We start from the raw sequence: 22,771 nt of genomic DNA on the forward strand, positions 1-22,771 counted from the left end.
CCGCCATGCATCCGAAAGGGACGGACAACATGGTCCAGCCGTTGAAGTCGAAGGGTGACAGCTCACCGTCAGGTGCTCCGGTATCCCGCCAGGCGTGGCTGATGCTGGCCCTGGCCACGATCGGTTTCGCCGTGAACTTCTGGGCGTGGGCGCTGCTGAGCCCGCTGGGCCCGCGGTTCAAGGACAGCCTGGAGCTGTCGTCGTTCGAGCAGTCGCTCCTTGTGGCGGTGCCGGTCGTGGTCGGCTCCCTGGGCCGGATCCCGGTGGGAGCCCTGACCGACCGGTTCGGTGGGCGGGTGATGTTTCCGATCGTGTCGGCGGTCACCATCGTGCCGGTGCTCTACCTCGGCCTTGCCGGGCACTCCTCTCTCGCCGCGCTGCTGGTCGGCGGGTTCTTCCTGGGCGTAGGCGGCACCGCCTTCGCCGTCGGCGTGCCCCTTGTCAACGCCTGGTTCCCGCCCGAGCGGCGCGGCTTTGCCATCGGCGTCTTCGGTGCCGGCATGGGCGGCACCGCGATCAGTGCCCTGATTACGGTGAAGCTGGTCGACGCGAGCAGCATGGCCAGTCCGTTCCTGATCACCGCCGCGGTCCTGGCCGTGTACGCCGTGGTCGCCGCGCTGCTGCTGCGCGACGCGCCCGGACGCACCGTGCCGACCGAGCCTCTGGGACGCCGGCTGGCCGCCACCGCGCGCCTGGGCATCACCTGGCAGGCGTCCGCGCTGTACGCGGTGGCCTTCGGTGGCTACGTGGCCTTCTCCGTCTACCTGCCGACCTACCTCAAGACGGGCTACGGCCTGACCCAGGCGGATGCTGCCGACCGTATGGCCGGCTTCGTCCTGCTCGCGGTGGCGATGCGTCCGATCGGCGGCTGGCTGTCCGACCGGCTGGGCACGGTGAGGGTGCTCGCCGGCTCGCTTGCCGTGGTCGTCGCCGGAGCGGTCGTGCAGTCGTTCACCCCGGCCCTGGCGCCGGTGGGCACGATCGCCTTCCTGGCCATGGCTGCCGCGCTCGGCGCGGGCAGCGGGGCGACCTTCGCCCTGGTGGCCCTGCTGACTCCGGCGAACAAGGTCGGTTCGGTCACCGGTGTCGTCGGCGCCGCGGGTGGCCTGGGCGGTTTCCTCCCGCCGCTGGTGATGGGCTCCCTGTACGGGGAGTACGGAACCTACGCGGCCGGTCTCGCCCTGCTCGCGCTCGCGGCCGCAGCGGCGCTGGCCTACACCCTCACCGGTGTCCGCACCGCAGTCCACGGCGGCGACCGGGCTCCGCTGACCGGGCGTGGGCGCCCGCACCGCACCGCGCACACCACCGCGTGAGAACACGCGGCTGATAAATACTGGGACCGAAGAAGTGAGGAGCATCAGCGGTGTGCGAGTACTGCGGTTGCCAGGCACTGGAGACCATCGACGAGCTGACCCAGGAGCACGAGAGGGTCGTGAACCTCATCAGCCACGTACGTGACGCCCGGCGAGACGGCGCGATCACGCGGATGGCCGAGCTCGCGCGCGAGATCACCTCCGTGCTGGGCCCGCACACCCACGTGGAGGAGCACGGCTTGTTCCCCGCGATGGCCGAGGAGTTCCCGGAGCAGATCGCCGCGCTGGAGGCCGAGCACCGCCGCATCGAGTCCGTTCTGGCCGTGGCGGAAGGACCGTTCCTGACCGACCCGGGCTGGCCGGACCGGCTGATCGACACCCTCGACCTGCTGCGCGAGCACATCCTCAAGGAGCAGGACGGCGTGTTCCCGGCCGCGCTCGCCACCCTCGGCACCGAGGACTGGGAAGCGGTGGAGAAGGCGCGCGCAGAGGCGGGCGGCGCCCTGTCCCGGCCGGCTGCCTGACCGCTCGCCCGTGGCCCACCGCCGGACAGACCCGGCGGTGGGCGTCCTTGCATTGCATGCCGGCCCTTATGGGCTTCCCGTTGGTGGAATGATCCACTTCATCGACGCCCGGACGGCGTGGCGCCCCGGCCGTGACGACCCATGCTGCGGCCGCTCACTTCCACCACCGTGCGACGTTCCGTCGGCGCGGGCTTCCACCGCGTTGGAGAATCTCGTCTCCCACTCCCCGCACAGGGCTCGGCTGCGCTCCGGCGCGCAGTGGTGCAGGCGGGGGCGAGCGTTCCCTCCCCGCATGATCGGGACGGGAGCGCTGCAAGGGATCGGGCGTTCGGCCTCAACTGCTGGTTAACCACCCTTCAGCCCCGAGGCTGAGCCACTCAGCCACACCCCCGTTTGAGAGGAGTCGCTGTGCTCGTTGCAGGTACTCGCGGGGGCAGGAGGACTCGGACGCCCAGGGGGAAAGCGGCTCCTCACTGCGGCGATCCACGGGACTCAGGCCTTCGGAACAGGTGCCGTCCCGTCATGCCCGAATGGCCCTGTCGCCGCCCGAACGCACGTGTTGGAAGAGGCCGTTGCGGCAGCCAAGATCCTACGGTCCTCCGAGCGCCGGTGCTGGAGCGGAAACCGGTCCAGGCCCTCGTGCCCTGGCGCGCGGCGCGCACGACCTGCGGAGCCTGGACGCAGACCGGCCATGCGGGCTTCCGGTGGCGTATGGCACGGCCAGCTCACGGAGACCACCTCAGCCTCCGGGTGTCGGCGTCGGGACGCGTGAGCGACCGGACGCGCCGTGATCAGGCCGGCCCCGTGAGCGTCGAGGCTCGTCGATATGCCTAGGAAGAGGCGGGGGACGGCCGCGCGGAGTCCGTTCGAGGCGACGATTTGGAGCGGCCTCCGTCGCACACCACCGTGATCACGATCACCGACGTGGGGGACGCGTCCGCGCCCGCGGCACTGGGAAGGACCGTCGTAGCCGTCCAGTTGCCCTTGCGCAGGCTGAGCCATCCCTCACCCATGTCATGTCCGTCCTGCCAGCCGTGGTCCGACCGCGCCCGCGAGAACCCGGCCTTCAAAGCGGTGTCCGCCGTCACCGACTCGTGCTCGCCCGTCAAACGTTCGTGGCACTCGGTCGGGATCAGCTCCTGCGGGGTCCGCTCCAGCGTGATGCCCTCGGCCTTGAGAGCCGAGGTCAGGTCGGAGACCACAGTGTCCGCGGGCAGCGGCGGACCCGAATAGCGCGGCGGGAGCGGGCCCTTGTCCTCCAGGAACAGAGCGGCGCAGCCGGTCGTCGCCATCATCGTCAGCACCGTCATCAGGGCCAGGCCCGTCAGGCCTGTGCGCCCCCGTCCCAGTCGCACGGTCTCGTCCGCCCCTTCCGTACCGTTCACGGCTGCTCAGTCTCCCACCCCGCCGGACCACGAAGGACAGCGGCCCGGCAAGGTGTCGTGGTCGGCGATCCGTTGTCGGACCCCTCTGCGAAGGTGTGGGTACGGGACGGTGCGGAGCCTTCCGCACCGGCGAGGCAGGGGGCATGGTGACAGGTCGTAACGACGGCTGGGCAGGCATGGACTGGAGGGGCTGGCAGGACCACGACGACATCCGACGGCGGCTCGACCAGGGGGCGGACCCGGAACGATGGGGCGAAGGACGGGCCTTGCACCGGGCAGCTGTGTTCGGCTCGCCGAAGGTCGTCACGGAACTGGCCGGACGCGTCGAGGACGTCGACGCGCTCGACGGCGGGACGACCGCGTTGTGGGAGGCGGTCCTGTCCGGTCGGCCGGCCAACGCGCGGGCCCTTGCCGCTGCGGGAGCCGATCCCTGGCGGCCCCTGATCGGTGGCTGGTCGCCGGGGCGGCTCAGCCTGGCCGGACCTGCGCCCGACCTGTTCGCGGTGCCCGCGGGGGAGCGAGGGCTGACCGGGACGGAGCGTTCGGCCGCGCAGGAGGGGAGGCGACTCGTCGCCGCACTGGGCGACATCCACTACGACGGCACGGGCCTGGCATGCGTGGCCGGCATCGACGCGGAAGAGGCGATACGTCGTCTGGAGGCGACGCCCGCCGGAGCCCGGTCGGCCGAACTGCTGGACGACGCGGAAGAGCACGACATGGAAGAGAGCCTGCAGATAATCGGCGTGACGACCGTGCCGGGCGGCTGCGTCGTCACCCAGCCGTGGGGGTACGCACCGCAGATGCCCGGCGTTGTGCCCCGACTGTCCGCCGGCACCGTCTGCTACGGGCTGTACGCCAACCCCAAGAGCGGCAACCAGGGCACCATCGCCCGCAACGGCGTCATCGAGGGCTCGGACCTCCACCCGGGCGGCGGGCCGGACGCGGGCGACACATCGGAGGAGGTCCTGGCCTCCTACCTCTACCAGTACAACGCGGTGGCCTACTCCTGCGCCTACGTGGGACTCCGCCTGACCGACGCACGCGCCGTGGTCGGCCCGCCCGACATATGGGCCCGACTCCCGCAGCGTGACCGCTGGTCCTGCTGATCCGCGGGCGCGGGGGTGCAGGGCACACGCGGACGGGTCGGCACCTGGAGCGCGTCGTCACGCGGTCCAGGTTGCCGCCCTGGATCCACGAAGATCTTCGCGGGCCACCAACACCCAAGTCAATCCTAGGGTTTCCTTGCAGCGGCCCAAGGAATACCTTGGCTCCGATGACTCTTGATGACCTGCGCGTCTTCGTCGCCGTGTGTCGCGCCGGCAGCCTCAGTGCCGTCGCCCGCGAACTGTCCTGCACCCAGTCCGCCGTCAGCCAGCACGTGAAGCGGCTCGAGCGGGAGATAGGGACCGACCTGGTGGAACGGCATCCCCGCGGCGTCGTGCCCACTCGGGCGGGCCGACTCCTTCAGGCGGCCGCCGCCGACGGCATCGCCGGCCTCGACGTCGCACTGCGGCGCCTCGCGGACCTCGTACGCGGTGACGGGGGCTCCGTACGCATCACCACCGGCGCCACCACCGTGCGTCACTTCATGTCGGCGGCGGTCGTCGAATTCCGGCGTCGACACCCCCGGGTCAGCCTGGAGTTCCAGACGGAGAATTCCAGCCGAAGCTGCTTCGACGCGCTCGCGGCCCACGACCTGGACCTGGCATGGATCACCATCGGCGCGCCCGTGCGCGGCGTCGAGCAGCGCCGGGTGATCGACCTGCCCTGGGTGCTGGCCGTCCACGCGGACGACCCGCTCGCCGCCCGCAGCCGGATCGAGCCGCAGGATCTCGCCGGCATCCGCCACATCCGGCTGCCCGAGAATTCCACGTCGCGCGCCCGGCTCGACGCCGCCTTCGCCGATTGGGGCATCCACGCCACCTCGGACACCGGCGTCGCCGACTGGGACACCGCCATCCTCCTCGCCGAACTCGGCCTCGGCCACGCCGTCGTCCCCGCCCTGCCCGGCTGGAGCGGCTCCGCCCACCCTTCGCTGCGCTTCGTCCCGATCCCGGATCTTCCCGCCCTCTCGGCGGGCTGGGCGGTACGGAAGTGGGACGCCCTGTCGCCGCTGGCCCGTGCCTTCGCGGACATGGTCGCCGCCGGCCAGGACGCGCTCCCCGGCCGGCGCCACGGGCCCGCCCGGGTCGGGACAGCGCACCGGGGCGGCGGGGCGGACACCACCTGACGTACGAGCGGGAAGCGCAGGCGGGCCCGCCCCCGCGATGCCGGGGACGCGCCGTCGTCGCCGTTCATGCGGTCAGGTGCCGAGACCAGGCCCTGGCCACCGCTGGCGTGTGGGGTGCGGCGTGCGGCCCCGTATGCCGGCCGCGTGTCGTTGCCCCCGGTGACGTGTCGGCCGACGAGCCGCCCCGGTCCGCCGGCCGGCAGGTCGGTCGGTCAGCCGAGGTGGCCGGCCGGTTGGAGGATCACGTGCGGCAGGAAACGGGCGTAACCGTCCGTGACCGGCCCTGCGGATTCTCGGATGCCGAGACCGGCGGCCTCGTTCTCCACGACCCAGGCCCCCAGCACCACGCGGTTGCCGTCGAAGTCGGGCAGGGGTGCCAACTCCTGGTAGCAGCAGAGCTCTTCCCGCACCACGGGCGTGTCGCCCGGTGCGTGCAGGGTGATCCCGGCTCCCTCCCGGCCCAGGAGCGGCTTGGCCGCCCAGCCCGGACCGTCGGCCAGTTCGCGGGGACCGTCGAGGTGGGCGGCGAGCAGGTTCGGGTGCCCCGGGTAGAGCTCCCACAGCACCGCGAGCAGCGCCTTGTTCGACAGCAGCATCTTCCATGCGGGCTCGATCCAGCAGGTGGTCCCGGTGCCGCCGCCGTTGTCCAGGGTGTCGAGGACCTGCGGACCGAAGTGGTCGGTGACCAGCCACTCCCAGGGGTAGAGCTTGAAGCAGCTGCGGATGAAGCCCAGTCGCTCGTCGACGAAGCGGCCGGAGATCCGGTCCCAGCCGATGCGTTCCACGGACAGCGCCTCGGTCGGTATGCCCGCCTGTTCCGCGGTCTCTCGCAGATACGCGACGGTCATCAGGTCCTCGCCGCACTCGTCGCCGTCGGTGTGCGCGAAGTGGACGGGGCCGGGCGGCAGGAGCGGTGCCTGGCGCCGCCATGCGGCGACGAGGCGTTCGTGGAGCGAGTTCCACTGGTCGGCCCCGGGAAAACGCTCCTCCATCCAGAACCACTGCGGGCTCGCGGCCTCGACCAGGGAGGTCGGGGTGTCCGCGTTGTACTCCAGCATCTTCGCCGGACCGGTGCCGTCGTAGTGCAGGTCGAAGCGTCCGTACAGGGAGGGCAGTTCGTCGCGCCGGTGCCAGGACTCGGTGACGTGGGCGACAAGACGCGGGTCGGTGATGCCCAGCTCGGCGAAACGACTCTCTTCGACGATGTGCGCCGCCGCGGCGAGCGACATCGCATGCAGTTCCTCGACGACATCTTCCAGTGCCTCCACCTCGGGCAGCGAGAACTCGTAGTACGCGCTCTCGTCCCAGTAGGGGCGCAGCGACCCGTCGGGGTGACGGGTCAGCGGATAGATGCAGCCCTGCGCCTCGACGATGCGCTGCCAGTCGGGACGGGGCTCGATGGTGCGGCGTCGCACAGTGGATCACCCTCCTCCCGAGCCGGACTTGCCGAACCCGCCTCTGCTTACGGCGGACTTGTCGAAGCTGCCGCCGGTGACCTTGCCGTCGCTGACCGTGCCGCCGTAGTAGTACCTGCCGCCTCCGCCGCCGCCCGAGCCGCCTTTTCCGTTCTCCTGCCGGCACTTGTAGTCGGGCAGCACCTCGTACGACACAGGGTCGACGCAGCGCTTGTCCGGGTCCGAGCCGCATGCCGCGAGCGTCGCCGCGAGCAGCCCCATGCCGCCGATCACCACCGTGCCCGACCTCAATTTCCGCCGTGCCATGGCCCGGTCACCCCCGTTCCAGTTCTTCCTCGCCACCGCGTCCGCAGCCCGCGAACCGCTGCCAAGGCTGTTCTGTCCTGCCCCGGCCCGTGCGGCGCGCTGCCCCGCGTGAGACTGCCGTTCCGCCGGCGGCGGGATGCCTCGCCCCGGCACCATGATTCTGTCGGACGGGCATCCGGGCAGCCCTGCCCTGATCCGGCAGTCTCCAGGGCGCCCATGCTGCGTACGTCCGGCAGTACCGGCGCCGAAACGTTCCCGCGGCCGGGCTCGGTGTGCGACCTGCGCGGCGCGTCCATCGGGTCCGCCAACCCCGAGTACGGCAACGGCGCCGCCCGGTCCCGATCGCCCCCGGGTCGTCGAGGTCGGAGAGGCCGCCCACCGCGGACCGGCGGGCAGGGGCTCCCCGTTCGCGCCGGTAACTCCTCGTGGGGCGCCCGGACAGTGACCAAGGCCCCACACCGGATGGTGGAGAACCCCCGCCGCACTCAAGAGGTGTCGGACAGCCGTCCCAGCCACTCGCTCAGGAGACCGCTCTCCGCGCCGGTCAGTGCCGGGGACGGTGCGTGGGCGAGCAGGGCCTCGAGTTTCGCCGCGGTCGAGGGGATGTCCGCCGCGCTCCGCCCGTCCGCCGGTCCGACGGCCGGTGTGGCCTCGGCGTAGGCGTCCGGGGTGAGGATCGCGGCGTGGACGGCGTCGCGGACCCGGGTGGACAGGACCGCGTCCTCGAAGGTGGTGGGGCGGGACACCAGCATCAGTGCCACCCCCACGTTCGCGGCCATGACCATCTGCGCGGCCACGCGCGGCGCGAGCCGGAGCTTGCCGAGTGCCGCCGCGCGTTCCAGGTCCCGGGTCAGGACCCGATGGGACTCCAGGGCGGCGGCGGGCGGGGTGCGCATGGCGGGGGAGTTCATCAGGCGGTACAGGTTGGGGTTGGCCAGGGCGAAGGCCACATGGGTGTCCCATCCGTCCCGCAGGTCCTGTACGGGGTCCGCCCCGGGGCTGCGCTCACGCTTGGTGGCCAGATATTTGTCGAAACCGTGGTCGACGACCGCCGAGAGCAGACCCTCCTTGTCCCCGAAGTGCCGGTAGAGCGCCGGCGCTCCCACCTGGGCCCCGTCGCACACGGCGCGGGTGGAGACGTCGCCGTCGGGGGAGGCCGCGATTAGGTCGGCGGCGACTTCGAGGATGCGGTCACGGGTGCTCATGGCGGCGACGCTACCAAGCCGCGTAGCGGCGCTACGCGTCCTCGGCACGGGAGGTCACCTCCCTCGGCGACGGCTGAAGAGGACGGTCTTGCCCATGGCGTGACGCCCCGGCATGAGCGCGGCTGGGCCGACCGGCGTCGCCACGGGGCTCAGATCGCGCCGCCGTTGGCGCGCAAGACCTGGCCGTTGATCCAGCGGGCGGGGCCGGCGAGGAAGGAGACGACCTCTGCGATGTCGGCGGGGGTGCCGAGGCGCTCCAGCGGGTTCATCCTCGACATCCGCTCGATGGTCTCGGCGTCCTTGCCGCCCAGGAACAGCGCGGTGGCGGTCGGCCCCGGGGCTACAGCATTGACCGTGATGTCCCGGCCCCTCAGCTCGCGGGCGAGAATCAGCGTGACGGCCTCGACGGCGCCCTTGGTGGCGGCGTACGCGCTGTAGCCGGGGAGGGCGAGGCCCAGTACGGACGTCGAGAAGTTGATGACGGCGCCGCCGGAGCGCAGTCGGCGGGCGGCCTGCTGGTTGACGACGAACGTGCCGCGGACGTTGGTGCGGTGCATCCGGTCCAGCGCGTCCAGGTCGAGATCGACCAGCGGCGCGAGCGTCATGACGCCTGCCGCGTGGACGACCACGTCCACGCCGCCGAAAGTGTCCTCGGCGAGATGGAAGAGGGCGGCGACCGCCTGCTCGTCGGCCACATCGCCGCGGAAGGCGACGGCCTGCCCGCCCGCAGCGGTGACAGCGGTGACCGCAGCCTCGGCCTCGGCCCGGTTGCCCGCGTAGTTGATCACGACGGCGAAGCCGTCCGCGGCCAGCCGCTCCGCGCTCTCACGGCCGATGCCTCGGGAGCCGCCGGTGACGATCGCGACGCGGTGAGGGCTGGGAGTGGGGGTCCGGCTCTGCTCGGTCATCGTGTCGCTCCTGTCGGGAGGTGGGAAGCGTTTTGTACCTTGAAACGTTATCAACGCTAACATGCACTCGGTAGCGATGCTAGCTCGGTGGTGTGGTGCCGGTGCTCGCGTAACTCCGCTGCACCCCGAACCCCCGTACCGGAGCGCCTTTTTGTCCCCGTACGCCCCCGCCGCCGGGCAGGGACCCCGTCCCGCACTCAAGATCACCATGTGCAGAATGGCCCGTATGGCGATAACGAACATGCCGAAAGCGGCAACGATCGACGACGCTCCGCGGATCAGTCCGATCCTTGCCCGCGCCTTCGACGACGACCCGATGATGCGTTGGTTCTTCCCCGACGACGATGCGCGCGAGGCGGTGCTGGGCCGCTACTTCGCCACGATCTTCACCCGGCAGTACGGGCGTCACGGCATGTGCGAGCACACCGAGGCGGCGGCCGCGTTCTGGGTGCCGCCGGTGGCGCAGGCCAAGGCCGTTCCTGACGCCGGGACCATCGAGGAACTCCTGGCCATTCTCGGTGACCGGGCTCCGCTGTTCAGGGACGCTGTCGAGACGGCCGCGAAGCACACACCCCAGGAACCGCACTGGTACCTGGCGATGATCGGCGCCGACCCTGCCGCCCAGGGCCGGGGTCACGGGGCGGCCCTGCTGCGCTCGGGGCTGGCCAAGGCCGACGCGGCACGTCTGCCCACCTATCTGGAGTCCTCCAAGCCGGCCAACCTCCCCTTCTACGAGCACTTCGGCTTCACCGTGCGCGAGGAGGTGCAGCTGCCCGGGGGCGGGCCGGTGCTGTGGGGGATGTGGCGCAGGCCGGCCGACTCCCGCTGACCGCCCTGGGACCTGGGGGCGGCGCGCGAGGCGCCAGCATGGCGGTGACGCGGCGGCGTCGACCCGGGTACGGCCCCCGCCCGGGGGCGTACCCTCCGGCCGGCGACGGTCAGGGCAGGAGCCCGGTGAGACGTGCGCCGCCGCGTCGTGCGTGACGGTCAGGCGCGAAGCGCCTCGCCTTCACCGGGACCCGCGCGATCGGCGGTCGGCCTCCTCGGCCGTGCGCTCCAGTCGGCTTCGGTGGTTCTCCCACCACGCCGAGTCCCCGGGCGCCATGCTGCGGTTGTTCTCGTTCATGCCGACGGCACCGTCCGTCAGTTCCCGGAGGATGTCGGCGTGCCCGGCGTGCCGGTGCGTATCGGCGATCACACGCACGACGGCATGATGCAACGTCACCTCGTTCCTTCTGGGCCACCAGGGCACCTTGCCGACCGTGTCCAGCGGCAGCGCGTCCATCGTCGCGTCGGCGTGCGCCCATGCCCGGTGGTAGAGCTCCACGATGTACTCGCGTGACTCGTCGGCGGTGACCCACATGTCCGCGTTGGCCTCTGCGCCGTCCTCGAGCCAGGGCAACGGCTCGCCGGTCGGCCGCCCGAAGGTGTCGCCGAGGTAGCCCAGCTCCACGCCGGCCGCGTGCTTGACGAGGCCGAGGAGATTGGTGCCGGTCGGCGTCAGCGGGCGGCGGACGTCGTACTCGGAGAGCCCTTCGAGCTTCCACAGCAGGGCATCACGGGCGGACTGGAGGTAGAAGTGAAGGTCAGCCTTGGGATCCGATGCGTTCATCGGACCAGTCTGCCGCTCGCGCGATCTTTGCTCAGCATGTTTGTCGACCGCTCCAGGTGAGCGGAACGGGTGGGCCCGGTCCGCCGACATGGCAGGGGAATTGGGGACCGTCCGGGCCGGCGGGCGAGTCGTTTCGGTCGGCCGCCCCTGCTATGCGCCGCTCGTGGGCGCGTCGGCGCGCACACGACGACCCGGCGCTGACCGGAGCGGCTGCGGGCCGGGACCACGGGGCGGCCCGGCGGCCGCCCCCGCTCACGGGCTGGTCTCGTCCCGGCAGGACCGGGCCTCGATCGCCGCGGTGCTCGGCCTGTCGCTGCTGATCCAGCCGCGGTTCTCCTCGGTGGGAGCCGGCAGGGACGTCTCCACGTCCCGGATCCAGATGCTGGTGCCGGGCAGGCCGGGCAGGTCGTTGTGCATCGCGTCATGGCGTCTTTGCCCGGCGGCCCGCAACGTCCGCTGGCGAAGTCACGGGCTGGGAGTCGGCAGCCTCATGGCCGGGCTCATGTGTCGAATGTGTAGAACTTTGTGTGGTCCAACATGTCGCGTGGTGTGACGTCGTTCCAGGGGCGCATGGTGGAGTTCAGATCCACCACGTTCTCGGTCGCGGTATCGGGCAGATAGCGTGATGCCGGATGCCGTTTCTGCCAGTCCGCCCACAGTTTGTCTATGAAGGCGTGATGCAGCCAGAACACCGGATCGTTCGGGGACGCGCCCGTTGCCATGTGGCCGCCCACCCAGACGTGCACCCTGTTGTGCAGATTGACGCCGCGCCAGCCCTCGAGGAGGTTGCGAAAGCCCCGCGAGGTGCTGTTCCACGGCGGTGTGTCGTAGGTTTCGACGGACAGCACCGCCTCGATGTCGTCGCGCCCGGGCAATGCCCTTCCTCCGCCGCCCAACGCGCGCCGCAGGAAAGGTCGGGTGTCCACTCGGGTGTCGATGGTCCAGTTTCCGGCCAGGCTCGCGAACGGGCCGGTCGTCACCTGGCCGTCGCGGGTGCGTCCGTCACCGCCCAGGAAGTCCGTGGCCCACAGGGAAGAGCCGGGCGTATCGTCCGTGCTCCAGTCCCAGTAGGGCAGTGACACGGAGGGGGTGATCCGTTGAAGTTCCTGCTCGAATTCGAGCAGGAACTTCCGGTGCCATGGCAGAAAGGACGGGGAACGGTGCCCCACGCGTTCGCCCTGGTCCGTGTCGCTCATGATGAATTCGTTGTGCGTGCGCACGAAGTCGTCATAGCGTCCGCTGCGTTTGAGCTCGAGGATCGCGTCGATGAACTCGCCCTTCTCGGTCGAGGTGAGTGTGGACTGGTTCTTTCGCACGGCCATGTCAGGCGTTCCTTTCCCGGATGGTCACAGGTGTGCCGTGCCGGGGACGAGGTCGGCGCCGGCCAGATTGTCGACCGCTGACCGTGCCAGGGCCTGCGGAGTCGCGAAAACCTCGTAGTGGTCGATCAGACTGACCCACGTCCCGTCTCCGTTCCGCATGACGTGGAGATCGGTTCCGTCTATCAGGACTCGGTAGCCGCTCCCGGTCCCGTGATGCCCGTGATCGGTCGGCCGGCCTTGGATGCGCCTGCCCTTGTACGTTTCGTCGAACGGTTTGCCGACCGTGGGAGCCCGGGAGGGACTGTTCTGCCCTGCTCCGTCCGCCCGATGGGATTCGTCGTGAACAGAAGCGGTTGTTCCGGCGACGGCCAACGCCGCGAGCGCCGCAGTACCACCTCGAAGAAATCGACGACGAGTACGCATGCGTTCCCTCTCTCTCAGTACGAGCGGTGTTCCGCAGTAGTTGACGGGTCAGATCCGACTGCCCCGGATCCCACCAACGTTGCCGAAAGATTTGTCACGGGCCCCGGATCGGCGCATATCCGGCCAACACTTGCATGAAGAATCAACTGCGGGCGAAGCAGATCGTCCGGTCCGGTCGGACGGCAGGACGTCACGACAGAAGATTTGCAGGACGTTCGCCGGTTGCTGTGGGAGATTTTTCACCGGCCCGAGGCTGCCCGACTCTGCCAGTGGCGAGACGGCTTGACGGAAAGACACGACCAGACGGATTTCTGTGCCGCTTCAACCAACCCTTCTCCGGCATCGGCCGGAAAGGTGGCGTCTCGGTCGAGAAGCCACGGCTCATTAACTGCCGTGAGGCCGCCGGCTCGGTGACGTCTCACGCAGACGAACTGCCGCTAAACGCAAAGCGTCACAAACTCCGTAGCGCCCGACTTACCCCTTCAAGCCAGCTTCTTCGATCTCCGATGTCCGAAGTGAGGGGCGTCGATGCGACGTTCCCGCGCTCCTGAGCAACGCTGAAAGTTCCGTAGTCGAGAAGAAGGAGATTCTGATGCGTCGCTCCACAACCAAGATCACCTGCGTCGCCGGCGTGGTCGCCGGCGCCCTGTCTCTTACAGCCGGCTCTGCCGCAGCCGACACGCCCGACAGGCTGTACCCGCCCTCCGCATTGGTGCTCACCGCCGGTCAGGGCGAGAGCGCGGCGACAGCGACCGTCGAACGGGCGGTCACCCTCACCTGCAACCCGACCGCCGGCGGCTCCCACCCCGACGCCGAGGCCGCGTGCGCGGACCTGGAGCGTGCTCATGGACAGCCCGCGCTCACCCTGAACGACGACTCGGATCGCGCTTGCCCGCAGATCTACGCTCCCGTCACCCTCACCGCTGACGGCGTGTGGGAGGGCCGCCGGGTCTCGTACGAGCGGACCTTCCCCAACAGCTGCGTGGCGGACTCCCGCGTCACGAATCTGTTCGGTTTCTGACCTCTGGCATCGTCAACGCCCAGGACGCCGGCAGTGGTCCGATCCGCTCTGGGCCGGACCACACTCCCCACACCACGGAGCCGGGCGGCATCACGCTGGATGCCGCCCGGCTCCGCCTGTTGATGAATGGGCGGTTCAGTGTCTCCCCGGTGGCGACCCGCTCACCGGTGACCGCTCGACGGGCGGGCGCTCACCGGTCGTGCGTCACTCGAGCAGCTCCGCGTACGCGCCCATGGCGAGGGCGATGTCCGCCTGCGCCCAGAAGCGGTGGTAGGTGAACTCCGGTGCGGCGCCGCCCGCGAGGTAACTCTCGATCTTCGACCAGGCAGGGTCGTCCTGGTAGAAGGAACGCAGCGACGCGAACGTCGACGACGAGTTGATCGCGTCGCCGTTCGGCATCGTTCCCGTCCAGCCGCTGGGCACGTACACCGGGTCGTCGAACCGGCTGTAGTCGGTACGCGTCTCGGGTACCGCTATGCCGAGCGCGTCCTGGTGGTGGTCCCACATGCCGTCGAGCAGGGCCTTGGCCACGGACTTGGCCTCCGCGTCACCCGAACGTGCGGCGTAGTACGTCAGCACCTTGGCGTAAGCGCCGGCCACACCCACGTCCTGGGTGTAGTCGGCCACCGTCACGTGCAGACCGGCGTTCGCGCCCGGGTTCGCCGCGTCCCACGTGTCGGGCTTGCCGGACCACTGGAGCGTGGACGGGATCCGGAACGTGCCGTCGGGGTTGACGGTCGTCTCGGAGAGCGCCCAGTCGACCCACTTGTCGAGCACCTCCTTCGCCTGCGCGTCCCCCGTCTGCTGGTAGTACTCGGCGACCCGCTCCATGGACCACGCCTGGAAGCCGAACCACTGGTTCGACGGCGGGTCGTGGTAAACCGGCTTCTCGTCGTACGCCATCCCGTAGAAGGTGGGAGTACCGGCCGCCGGCGCCTCGTAGCGGCCGCCGACACTGTTCGTCGCACCGCCCGCGATGGCTCCCTCTTCGGCCTGCAGCCAGCGGTAGAACTCGATCTGCCGGTCCAGGCTCTTCGCCCAGTCAGCCTGCGCCGTCGGTGACTTGGGCTTCAGCGGGGCGTAGGCGCTGAGCGCGTGGGCCGCGAGCGGGTTCTGGTAACCGCCGTGCGCGTGGCTGGAGCCGATGCGCCAGGCCCAGCCCGCCGAGGAGTCGGCCGCGCCGCCCCAGGCGTAGTACCAGGACAGCAGGTAGTGCGAACTGTCCTTGCCGGTGCCGGCCGGGCAGGTGGTCGGCCCCACGCAGTTGCCGACCTTCTTGAAGTACTTGTCGAACATGGCGTAGCGCAGGTAGTCGCCCATCTTGGCGGCCTTGGCGACCGTGCCGGAGACCTGGGAGCCCTTGCCCTGCTCCTTGGCCCACAGGTCGGCCCAGTAGGCGGCCTGCACGGCGCGGGCGTCCGCGTCCGGGGCGTTGGTGTACTTCCACTGCTTGGCGTAGGACGCGTCCTTGGTGAACAGGTCCAGGTAACCGTTGGGGCCGCCGTAGGCGAAGCGGTCACAGGTCGGCTGCGGGACCGTCTCCCACACCGATTCCTGCGGACCGCGCTGGAAGGTGTTGATGTACGAGGGGCCCGTCGCGCTCGGCCCGGCCTCGCACTTGCCGGGCTCGTTGCCGTACCCGTAGACGTTGTCGACGTCCTGGAGCCAGTGCATGCCGTAGACGTCGTCCGTGCCGTACGCGCTCTTCAGCTCCGCGGCGATCGGGTCCTTGCCGGATGTCACGGAGGGCTGGAGCTCGGCCGGGTACTGGGAGGGCTGGTCGTGCTCCGGCGCGTAGGTCGCCGGCTTGTTCGGGTCGTAGTAGGAGCCGGTGGCCTGGTCGGCGTGCGCGGGGATCATGTATTTCTCCATGATCTCCCAGGCGCCGTTGAACTTCGTCCAGTCACCGCTGATCCGGCCGTACATGGCCTGGAGCCAGATCAGGTAGCTGTACGCCTCCGACGTCGTCTCGTGCCCGTGGTCGGGGGCCTCGACGATCAGCGTCTCGACGGAGTGGTACGGGATGCCCTCGGGCGAGAAGTAGCCGCTGGCCGGGTCGGTGATCTTCCCGTACAGCTCGAGGAAGCGCCCGTCGTACTCCTTCGAACCGCCCAGTTGCGTCACCGTCACCCCGGCCGCCGCGTGGCCGGGGGCGGTCACCCTGAAGGTGGCCGCGCCGGTGCCCTGGCTGTCGGCGGCGATGGTCACCCTCTGCGCCGTGTTCCAGTTCGACGGGGTGAAGGTGAGACTTCCGCCGCTGCTCACGCTCAGGCCGGTGTTGCCCGCCGTGCGGGCCACGGACACCGTGACGTCGGAGGACGGCTGGGTGGACAGCTTGACGTCGAACGTTCCGGAACCGCCCTGCTGGACGCCGAGTTGCGTGGGTGAGGCCACGAGCGCGGGGCCGGTGGCCACGGTGATGCCGACCGGGGTCGACTCGGCCGAGGCGCCCTGGCTGTCGTAGGCCTTGGCGTAGAGTCGACGCTGCACCGCACGGCGGCGGCGTGGGCAGGCGCCGTGCCGGTCGCGGTGAGGGTCAGGGGGAGCGAGAGGACGGCGGCGAGCGCCGTCAGTACGCGCCTCAGTGGGCGCCGTCTTCCTGGTGGAGACATGGGGGTGACTCTCCTAGCGGCTCGGGGAGTTGAGCACGGGCATGCTGAGCACAAGCCTTGAACCAGTGGGAGCGCTCCCACGGTGAGGTGGTGCGGCGGAGCTGTCAAGAGTTGTCACAGAAACCGGGGTGGCGAAGTGCGCTCCGTCAAGAAATTTGCCAAGTCCCCTTCTCTGCACCGCCGTTCGGCGCTAGCCTCCGGTGCAACCAGTGGGAGCGGTTCCATCACGGGATACGCCGTTTTCGGTGCGTCCGAGCTGCACGGAGTCGCTCATGCGTCCCCCCCGCACCTTGCCGTCGCTCCGCCCGGTGTCCTGCCCGCACCGGGCGCAATCGCGCTGCGACGGTTCGCGCATCCCTGGAGAGAGTCTCTGGAACGGGACAGAACCGCCCCCCGTTTTCGGTCACTTGTCTGGGAGCGCTCCCACAGCCAGGCCGTGTGCACAGGCCTGCTCGACCAGCGCAATGCTCCCACCCCCGATTCGCCGACGAGAGGACATGTCACCCCATGAGCCGCGACACCATGAGCCGTGCCACCGCACCACCGCTGCGCCCCAGGCGCACCGCCCTGCTGGCCGCCTGCAGCCTTCTGGCCACCGGCGCCGGCGCCGTCAACCTCATGCAGACGCCCGCCGCCGCCGCGGCGATCGCGTGCAGCGTCGACTACCGGACCAGCGACTGGGGCTCCGGCTTCACGACCACGGTCAACGTCAAGAACACCGGCACCACCACGATCGAGAACTGGACGCTGACGTACGCCTATACGGGCAACCAGAAGCTCAGCAGCGGCTGGAGCGGCACCTGGTCGCAGTCAGGCAGCACCGTCACGGTCAAGGGCGCCGACTGGAACCGGTCCATCGCCGGCGGCGCGACCGTCTCACCGGGCGCGCAGTTCTCCTACAGCGGCACCAACGCCGCGCCGACGTCCTTCGCGGTCAACGGCGTGACCTGCAACGGCGGCACCACGCCTACCGACCCGCCGACCGACCCGCCCACCGACCCTCCGACCGACCCCCCGGCCGGTGACAAGGTCGACAACCCGTTCGTCGGCGCCAAGATGTACGTCAACCCCGAATGGTCGGCGAAGGCCGCCGCCGAACCGGGCGGCAGCCGCATCGCCAACACCTCGACCTCCGTGTGGCTCGACCGCATCGCGGCGATCGAGGGCGTCAACGGCGGGATGGGTCTGCGTGACCACCTCGACGAGGCACTCAAGCAGGCCGGCGGCAGCCCGCTGGCCATCAACCTCGTCGTATACGACCTCCCCGGCCGCGACTGCGCCGCACTCGCCTCCAACGGCGAGCTCGGGCCCGATGAGCTCCCGCGCTACAAGAGCGAGTTCATCGATCCGATCGCGGCCGCCGTCGCCGACCCGAAGTACGCGAGCCTGCGCATCACCACCGTCATCGAGATCGACTCTCTGCCGAACCTCATCACCAACGCGGGCAGCCGACCCACCGCCACCCCGCAGTGCGACGTGATGAAGGCGAACGGCAACTACGTCAAGGGTGTCGGCTACGCACTGTCCAAGCTCGGCCCGATCCCCAACGTCTACAACTACATCGACGCCGGTCACCACGGCTGGCTGGGCTGGGACGACAACTTCGGCCCCTCCGCCGAACTGTTCGCCCAGGCCGCCAAGGCCGAGGGCGGCAAGCTGGAGTACGTCACCGGCTTCATCACCAACACCGCCAACTACGGCCCCCTCAAGGAGCCGCACTTCACGATCAACGACGCGGTGGGCGGCACCTCGGTGCGCCAGTCGAAGTGGGTCGACTGGAACCGCTACGTCGATGAACTGTCCTACGCCCAGGCCTTCCGCCAGCGCCTGGTCCAGGCAGGCTTCGCCTCCAGCATCGGCATGCTGATCGACACCTCCCGCAACGGCTGGGGCGGCACCGCACGGCCCACCGGCCCGGGGCCGCAGACCAATGTCGACACCTACGTCAACGGCGGCAAGCTCGACCGCCGGATCCACCTCGGCAACTGGTGCAACCAGGCGGGCGCGGGCATCGGCGAGCGGCCGAAGGCGGCTCCCGAGGTGGGCATCGACGCCTACCTGTGGGTCAAGCCCCCGGGTGAGTCCGACGGCTCCAGCTCGGAGATCCCGAACGACGAGGGCAAGGGCTTCGACCGGATGTGCGACCCGACCTACACGGGCAACGTGCGCAACGGGAACAACATGTCCGGCGCGCTGGGCGGTGCGCCGGTCTCCGGCCACTGGTTCTCCGCGCAGTTCCAGGAGCTCATGAAGAACGCACACCCGGCGCTCTAGGTCCTCCCGTTCGGACCCGGTGCGTCGGATCCGGACGAGAGGTCCCGGCAGCGGCACACCGCGCGAGCGGTGACCTGCGGGCGCACCGACGCGCCTCGGCCGACCTGGACAGGCCTTGACCCGCAACTTCAGGGTCATGGCTCCAGGACGCCGAGGCGCGTCACAACGGTCCGCCGTGGAGTGTACGAATGGTCACCCTTGCTGATGTCGCCCGCCAAGCAGGCGGCTCCGCCGGCACGGTCAGCTGTGTCCTCAGCGGCAAACGCCCGATCTCCTGGAGCACCCGCGAGCGGGGCGAGCGGAGCATCGAACTCGGCTACCGGCCGCACGCCGGTGCCCGCGCACTCGCCGGCAACCGGTCCGGCATCATCGCGCTGATGGTGCCGCTGCGCACCGACATCCATGTGCCCGTGATGCTCCAGATGGCCATGGCCGTCCGGAGCATCACGGCCCGCGCCCACGGCTATGACGTCCTCCTGCTCACCGGGGAGGAGGGCCCGGAGGCCGTGCGGCGCATCGAGGGCGACGCGGTGGCGGACGCGGTGATCGTCATGGACGTCGAGTTCGACGACGAACGGCTGCCGCTGCTGCGGGCCGCCCGGCGACCCGCCGTGCTCACCAGGGCCGCCTGGTCGCGGACCTCGTCGAGCATCCGGGCCAGCAGCGGATTGCCGCAGGGCAGATACAGGGCCCGGTGGAACTCCCGGTCGGCCAGGGATCGTCCGGCCTGATCGGCCGCCTCGTCGGCCCTGACGAGCGCCGTCCGCGCGTCCTCGAGCGACGCGTTGCGGGTGATGGAGCGCCGCAGCGCCTCCGGCTCCAGCAGCAGCCGCACGTCGTACACCTCGCGCGCCATGTCGGCATCGACCATGCGGACGGTGGCGCCCTTGTACTGGCTCATCACCACGAGCCCCGTTCCGGCCAGGGTCTTGAGGGCCTCCCGCACCGGGGTCTTCGACACACCGAACCGCGCGGCCAGTTCGGTCTGGACCATGGAGTGCCCAGGGGTGAGAACGCCGGTGAGGATGGCGTGCTTGATCGCCTCCAGCACGAACTGGGTGCGGGAGGGGATCGGGGTGGGAGCGAAGGTCATCAGCACTCTCAGATCTCGCGTATCGCGTCTCATACATGACGTACGAAGTGCAACGTGCCGAACGAGAGCCGAGTTGGCGCGCCGTCAATGCTTCGTACGCGATTTGATGCGAAGTCCGGTTTGTGACGGTGAAGCGCTTGGATCGGCGAGCGCTGTATGGGCGAGGACACTCCGGCACGCGACGCCCCCGGCCGGCCGGGTCGTGGGCCCCGCGACCCCAGAACGCCGAGGGCCCGGCCGTCACGGCCGGGCCCTCGCGAGGGACAGGGGAGTGTCAGACGATGTTCTCCGCGATCTCCGCCTGCTCGCGGGCGGTTCCGTACGCCGCCGGCGTGCCGTACGAGCGCCGGGCGACGAACCACCACACCGTGGCCAGGATCAGCACCGCCGCCAGCGCGATCGAGGCGTAGTTCATCGAGTCGACGGTCACCGGGTTCGACTGGGGCAGGCAGAACAGGACGGTCACGCACGCCACCCACACCACGGCGGCCCAGCCGATCGGCCTGCTCCAGCGGCCCAGCGACCACGGACCCGGCTGGAAGCGGTCGCCGGCACGCAGCCGCAGGTAGATCGGGATGGCGTACGCGGGCGTGATGCCGATGACGTTGATCGCGGTGACCGCTCCGTACGCGGTGGCCGAGTACAGCGACGGGACGGCCAGCAGGCAGGCGAAGGTCACCGACAGCCACACCGCCGGGACGGGCGTCTGCGTCCGGCTGCTCACCTTGCGCCACAGGGCGGAACCGGGCAGCGCGTTGTCCCGGCTGAAGGCGAACACCATCCGGCTGGCCGCGGCCACCTCCGCGTTGCCGCAGAAGAGCTGCGCGACGATCACCACGAGCAGCAGCGCCGTGGCGGCACCGGTGCCGAGGGCGTCGATGAAGATCTGCGCCGGCGGTACGCCCGTCGCGGTGCCCTGGGTGCCCGCGTAGTCCTGGATCGCGAAGGTCAGGCCCGCCAGCAGCGCGAACCCGGCGATCCACGAGACCCAGATGGAGCGCACGATGCCCTTGGCCGCGGCCACTGACGCGTTGGAGGTCTCCTCCGAGAGGTGGGCCGAGGCGTCGTACCCGCTGAAGGTGTACTGCGCGAGCAGCAGGCCGATGGCGGCGACATAGACCGGGTTGTCCCAGCCGGTGCCGTTGACGAACTCGCCGAAGACGAACTGCGGGGACCGGTGGTCGGACGGCACGATCGCGAGGGCGCCTACGATCAGGGCCACGCCGCCGAGGTGCCACCACACGCTGACCGAGTTGAGCAGGCTGACGAGCCGTACGCCGAAGAGGTTGAGGGTGGCATGCAGCAGCAGGATGCAAATGAAGATGATCATCGTGGAGCCGGGTGTGGGCTCGAGCCCCCACTGGAGGTTCAGGAACGCGCCGGTGAACAGGGCGCACCCGTAGTCGATACCGGCGATGGCGCCCAGCAGACCGAGCAGGTTGAGCCAGCCCGTGTACCAGCCCCACTTACGGCCGCCGAGCCGGTCGGCCATGTAGTACAGCGCGCCCGACGTCGGATAGGCGCTGGTCACCTCGGCCAGGGCCATGCCGACGCAGAGGACGAAGAGACCGACGCCCAGCCAGCCCCACATCATCACCGCGGGGCCGCCGGTGCCCAGCCCGAATCCGTACAGCGTCATACAGCCGGACAGGATCGAGATCACGGAGAAGCTGATGGCGAAGTTGCCGAAGCCGCCCATTCGGCGGGCCAGGACGGGCTGGTAGCCGAGTTCCCTCAGCCGTTCCTCCTCGTCCTTGGGAGGGGTCCGGCCGGAATCCGACCACTTCGGCGGGGATATGGACATCGAGGTACCTCCGGGGAAAGGCGATGTACTTGAGCGGACAGGGCAAGGGGTGGTGCGGCGGGCAGCACAGTGCGACGGGGGAGTACGCGCGGGGGAGGAGTACGGGGTGGGGACATGGGCCCGGTCGGGCGGCGGCGGCTCAGCCGTAGGGGCCCGCAGCGGGGCCGGGGCCGGGGCCGGCGTCACGCGCCGCCGCGAGGCAGCGCGCCCGTGCGCGAAGGAACACCTCCTCCGCGAGCGCAGCGTCAGCGGGCTCGGGCGTCCGGTACACCCATGGCAGCGTCGCGTAGAACGGGCCCAGCGCCTCGAACACCCGGGCGGCGTCGGCGAACTGGAGCGCCCCCCACAGCGCGTGGGCCAAGTGGCTGAGATCGAGCAGCGTGCGCGTCGCCGTGGGCGCGACATCGAACCAGTCGTGCAGGGCCAGCCGGCCGTCGCGGACCGCGTCGTCCGTGACCCAGTGCAGGTCCAGCGCCTTCTCCTGGCCGTTCTCCCGGCGGTAGCGCTCCACCCGCACATAGAGCGGCAGCACCTTGAGCGGCGATCCCAGGGGCGCGGACGAGGACGCCCACTGGACGAAGTTGACTGCCTCGGAGAGATGGGTGCCGGACCGCCGCGCGTACACGAACTGCAGCATCCGGTGGTACGCCTCGCGGTTGTGCGGATCCCGCTTGTCCGCCTGCGCCAGCAGGCCCCACGGGCCGGGGAAGAGCATCGGCCCGGGCGGTGCCATCCGGTGCTCGTCGAGCCGCTGCCCCTCGTCGAGCCGGGCGAGCGCCAGCAGGCACACCCACGGCACAGGGTCCTCGGGTGACCGGTATGCCGCCGCCCGGCATGCTTCCCAGGCCTCGTGCCACAGGTCCTGGGTGTGCCGGTGCGCCTCACGGTGTGCCCGTAACGCTCGTTCGACCGCGACCCTGCAGTGCATCACCGCGGCGGCGGCGCTGTCGGGTTCCTCCACACGCCACGTCTGCACCGTGTCGGAGCCGGCGGCCACCGCCGCGAGCACCTGGGTGCGCTGGGTCCACAGGGCCCAGTCGGCCGTCGCCTCGAGAAGGTTCCGCATCGACAGCCAGCGGCCCGTGCGTAAGTCCTGGAGGGCGCTGCGCAGTTCCGTGTCCTGGCCGGCCGGATGGTAGACCGGGCGGAAGGAGCCCGGGGCCATCAGCACGCCACCCTTCCGGGACATGCCCGGGAGAGGTCGCCTAACACGGCTGGGGGGCCGTCGGGTTCGTCATCGCGCCGCCCGGCGCGCGGTCCGCTCCGTGTTTTGTCGCAGGGTGGAGCCAGGGGGGAGCACTGGTCTTCATCGGGCCTCTTGGGG

General features: G+C 70.2%; 19 protein-coding genes and 2 pseudogenes. 8 read left to right on the plus strand and 13 right to left on the minus strand.

Going from position 1 to position 22,771, the window contains the following annotated elements:
- Window positions 1–101 precede the first annotated feature (101 nt).
- Window positions 102–1,313, plus strand: coding sequence for an MFS transporter (locus MDN94_RS23045; RefSeq protein ID WP_482728216.1), 1,212 nt, complete (start codon window positions 102–104; stop codon window positions 1,311–1,313).
- Between the two features lie 50 nt (window positions 1,314–1,363).
- Window positions 1,364–1,837 carry a hemerythrin domain-containing protein gene (locus MDN94_RS23050; RefSeq protein WP_482727769.1) on the plus strand — a complete coding sequence of 158 codons (474 nt, stop codon included), beginning with the start codon at window positions 1,364–1,366 and terminating at the stop codon, window positions 1,835–1,837.
- A gap of 830 nt (window positions 1,838–2,667) precedes the next feature.
- Here the strand turns inward: MDN94_RS23050 and MDN94_RS23055 are convergent.
- Complete coding sequence (locus MDN94_RS23055; protein ID WP_482727770.1) at window positions 2,668–3,222, minus strand: hypothetical protein; 555 nt, start codon at window positions 3,220–3,222, stop codon at window positions 2,668–2,670.
- 143 nt (window positions 3,223–3,365) lie between these two features.
- Between MDN94_RS23055 and MDN94_RS23060 the strand changes: the two genes are divergently transcribed.
- Together MDN94_RS23060 and MDN94_RS23065 are read left to right on the plus strand one after the other, a co-directional pair.
- Window positions 3,366–4,328, plus strand: coding sequence for an ankyrin repeat domain-containing protein (locus MDN94_RS23060; RefSeq protein ID WP_482727771.1), 963 nt, complete (start codon window positions 3,366–3,368; stop codon window positions 4,326–4,328).
- A 167-nt stretch (window positions 4,329–4,495) separates the two neighbouring features.
- The gene (locus MDN94_RS23065; protein ID WP_482727772.1) at window positions 4,496–5,452 is read left to right on the plus strand and encodes a LysR family transcriptional regulator; all 957 of its coding nucleotides are present in this window, start codon (window positions 4,496–4,498) and stop codon (window positions 5,450–5,452) included.
- Between the two features lie 212 nt (window positions 5,453–5,664).
- Here MDN94_RS23065 and MDN94_RS23070 read toward each other — a convergent pair whose 3' ends face one another.
- The 4 genes from MDN94_RS23070 to MDN94_RS23085 form a co-directional block, all read right to left on the minus strand.
- Window positions 5,665–6,867 carry a glutathionylspermidine synthase family protein gene (locus tag MDN94_RS23070; protein ID WP_482727773.1) on the minus strand — a complete coding sequence of 401 codons (1,203 nt, stop codon included), beginning with the start codon at window positions 6,865–6,867 and terminating at the stop codon, window positions 5,665–5,667.
- A gap of 6 nt (window positions 6,868–6,873) precedes the next feature.
- Window positions 6,874–7,173 carry a hypothetical protein gene (locus MDN94_RS23075; protein WP_482727774.1) on the minus strand — a complete coding sequence of 100 codons (300 nt, stop codon included), beginning with the start codon at window positions 7,171–7,173 and terminating at the stop codon, window positions 6,874–6,876.
- Between the two features lie 485 nt (window positions 7,174–7,658).
- Window positions 7,659–8,378 carry a TetR/AcrR family transcriptional regulator gene (locus MDN94_RS23080; protein WP_482727775.1) on the minus strand — a complete coding sequence of 240 codons (720 nt, stop codon included), beginning with the start codon at window positions 8,376–8,378 and terminating at the stop codon, window positions 7,659–7,661.
- Window positions 8,379–8,527: 149 nt separating this feature from the next.
- A complete protein-coding gene (locus MDN94_RS23085; protein WP_482727776.1) occupies window positions 8,528–9,286 on the minus strand; it encodes an SDR family oxidoreductase in 759 nt (252 codons plus the stop codon).
- Between the two features lie 217 nt (window positions 9,287–9,503).
- Here MDN94_RS23085 and MDN94_RS23090 point away from each other — a divergent pair, with 217 nt between their 5' ends.
- Window positions 9,504–10,115, plus strand: coding sequence for a GNAT family N-acetyltransferase (locus MDN94_RS23090; RefSeq protein WP_482727777.1), 612 nt, complete (start codon window positions 9,504–9,506; stop codon window positions 10,113–10,115).
- Between the two features lie 180 nt (window positions 10,116–10,295).
- Here the strand turns inward: MDN94_RS23090 and MDN94_RS23095 are convergent, their stop codons facing one another.
- From MDN94_RS23095 to melC1, 4 genes are all read right to left on the minus strand, one after another.
- Complete coding sequence (locus MDN94_RS23095; protein ID WP_482727778.1) at window positions 10,296–10,898, minus strand: DinB family protein; 603 nt, start codon at window positions 10,896–10,898, stop codon at window positions 10,296–10,298.
- 252 nt (window positions 10,899–11,150) lie between these two features.
- Window positions 11,151–11,315 (minus strand): hypothetical protein, encoded by a 165-nt coding sequence (locus tag MDN94_RS23100; RefSeq protein ID WP_482727779.1) that lies wholly within the window; start codon window positions 11,313–11,315, stop codon window positions 11,151–11,153.
- An 83-nt stretch (window positions 11,316–11,398) separates the two neighbouring features.
- Window positions 11,399–12,220, minus strand: coding sequence for a tyrosinase MelC2 (melC2, locus tag MDN94_RS23105; RefSeq protein WP_482727780.1), 822 nt, complete (start codon window positions 12,218–12,220; stop codon window positions 11,399–11,401).
- Window positions 12,221–12,244: 24 nt separating this feature from the next.
- Entirely contained in the window at window positions 12,245–12,643 is a 399-nt protein-coding gene (gene melC1 / locus MDN94_RS23110) for an apotyrosinase chaperone MelC1 (protein WP_482727781.1), read from the minus strand.
- A 592-nt stretch (window positions 12,644–13,235) separates the two neighbouring features.
- On the opposite strand from melC1, the gene MDN94_RS23115 reads away from it, so the two are divergent.
- Window positions 13,236–13,664 (plus strand): subtilase-type protease inhibitor, encoded by a 429-nt coding sequence (locus tag MDN94_RS23115; protein ID WP_482727782.1) that lies wholly within the window; start codon window positions 13,236–13,238, stop codon window positions 13,662–13,664.
- 204 nt (window positions 13,665–13,868) lie between these two features.
- Here MDN94_RS23115 and MDN94_RS23120 read toward each other — a convergent pair.
- A pseudogene (locus MDN94_RS23120) lies at window positions 13,869–16,142 on the minus strand (glycoside hydrolase family 48 protein); the annotation flags it as partial.
- A 656-nt stretch (window positions 16,143–16,798) separates the two neighbouring features.
- Here MDN94_RS23120 and MDN94_RS23125 point away from each other — a divergent pair.
- On the plus strand, window positions 16,799–18,550 hold the full coding sequence (locus MDN94_RS23125) for a glycoside hydrolase family 6 protein (RefSeq protein WP_482728217.1): 1,752 nt from the start codon (window positions 16,799–16,801) through the stop codon (window positions 18,548–18,550).
- Between the two features lie 188 nt (window positions 18,551–18,738).
- Window positions 18,739–18,816, plus strand: a pseudogene (locus MDN94_RS23130) (hypothetical protein); the annotation flags it as partial.
- Window positions 18,817–19,013: 197 nt separating this feature from the next.
- On the opposite strand, the gene MDN94_RS23135 reads toward MDN94_RS23130, so the two are convergent.
- The 3 genes from MDN94_RS23135 to MDN94_RS23145 all read right to left on the minus strand — a co-directional run bounded on the left by MDN94_RS23135 (window position 19,014) and on the right by MDN94_RS23145 (window position 22,612).
- Window positions 19,014–19,643, minus strand: a complete 630-nt coding sequence (locus MDN94_RS23135) for a GntR family transcriptional regulator (RefSeq protein ID WP_482727783.1) — start codon at window positions 19,641–19,643, stop codon at window positions 19,014–19,016.
- Window positions 19,644–19,917: 274 nt separating this feature from the next.
- Window positions 19,918–21,447, minus strand: coding sequence for an amino acid permease (locus MDN94_RS23140; RefSeq protein ID WP_482727784.1), 1,530 nt, complete (start codon window positions 21,445–21,447; stop codon window positions 19,918–19,920).
- A gap of 139 nt (window positions 21,448–21,586) precedes the next feature.
- Window positions 21,587–22,612 (minus strand): hypothetical protein, encoded by a 1,026-nt coding sequence (locus tag MDN94_RS23145; protein ID WP_482728218.1) that lies wholly within the window; start codon window positions 22,610–22,612, stop codon window positions 21,587–21,589.
- Window positions 22,613–22,771 lie beyond the last annotated feature (159 nt).

It is taken from the genome of Streptomyces sp. WAC00040 (genome assembly GCF_056835925.1).

Coding starts and splice junctions, on each gene's coding strand:
- MDN94_RS23045 (WP_482728216.1), top strand. CDS start 102: ATGCTGGCCCTGGCCACGATCGGTTTCGCCGTGAACTTCTGGGCGTGG.
- MDN94_RS23060 (WP_482727771.1), top strand. CDS start 3,366: ATGGTGACAGGTCGTAACGACGGCTGGGCAGGCATGGACTGGAGGGGC.
- MDN94_RS23065 (WP_482727772.1), top strand. CDS start 4,496: ATGACTCTTGATGACCTGCGCGTCTTCGTCGCCGTGTGTCGCGCCGGC.
- MDN94_RS23075 (WP_482727774.1), bottom strand. CDS start 7,173: ATGGCACGGCGGAAATTGAGGTCGGGCACGGTGGTGATCGGCGGCATG.
- MDN94_RS23080 (WP_482727775.1), bottom strand. CDS start 8,378: ATGAGCACCCGTGACCGCATCCTCGAAGTCGCCGCCGACCTAATCGCG.
- MDN94_RS23085 (WP_482727776.1), bottom strand. CDS start 9,286: ATGACCGAGCAGAGCCGGACCCCCACTCCCAGCCCTCACCGCGTCGCG.
- MDN94_RS23090 (WP_482727777.1), top strand. CDS start 9,504: ATGGCCCGTATGGCGATAACGAACATGCCGAAAGCGGCAACGATCGAC.
- MDN94_RS23095 (WP_482727778.1), bottom strand. CDS start 10,898: ATGAACGCATCGGATCCCAAGGCTGACCTTCACTTCTACCTCCAGTCC.
- MDN94_RS23100 (WP_482727779.1), bottom strand. CDS start 11,315: ATGCACAACGACCTGCCCGGCCTGCCCGGCACCAGCATCTGGATCCGG.
- melC2 (WP_482727780.1), bottom strand. CDS start 12,220: ATGGCCGTGCGAAAGAACCAGTCCACACTCACCTCGACCGAGAAGGGC.
- melC1 (WP_482727781.1), bottom strand. CDS start 12,643: ATGCGTACTCGTCGTCGATTTCTTCGAGGTGGTACTGCGGCGCTCGCG.
- MDN94_RS23115 (WP_482727782.1), top strand. CDS start 13,236: ATGCGTCGCTCCACAACCAAGATCACCTGCGTCGCCGGCGTGGTCGCC.
- MDN94_RS23125 (WP_482728217.1), top strand. CDS start 16,799: ATGAGCCGTGCCACCGCACCACCGCTGCGCCCCAGGCGCACCGCCCTG.
- MDN94_RS23135 (WP_482727783.1), bottom strand. CDS start 19,643: ATGACCTTCGCTCCCACCCCGATCCCCTCCCGCACCCAGTTCGTGCTG.
- MDN94_RS23140 (WP_482727784.1), bottom strand. CDS start 21,447: ATGTCCATATCCCCGCCGAAGTGGTCGGATTCCGGCCGGACCCCTCCC.
- MDN94_RS23145 (WP_482728218.1), bottom strand. CDS start 22,612: ATGGCCCCGGGCTCCTTCCGCCCGGTCTACCATCCGGCCGGCCAGGAC.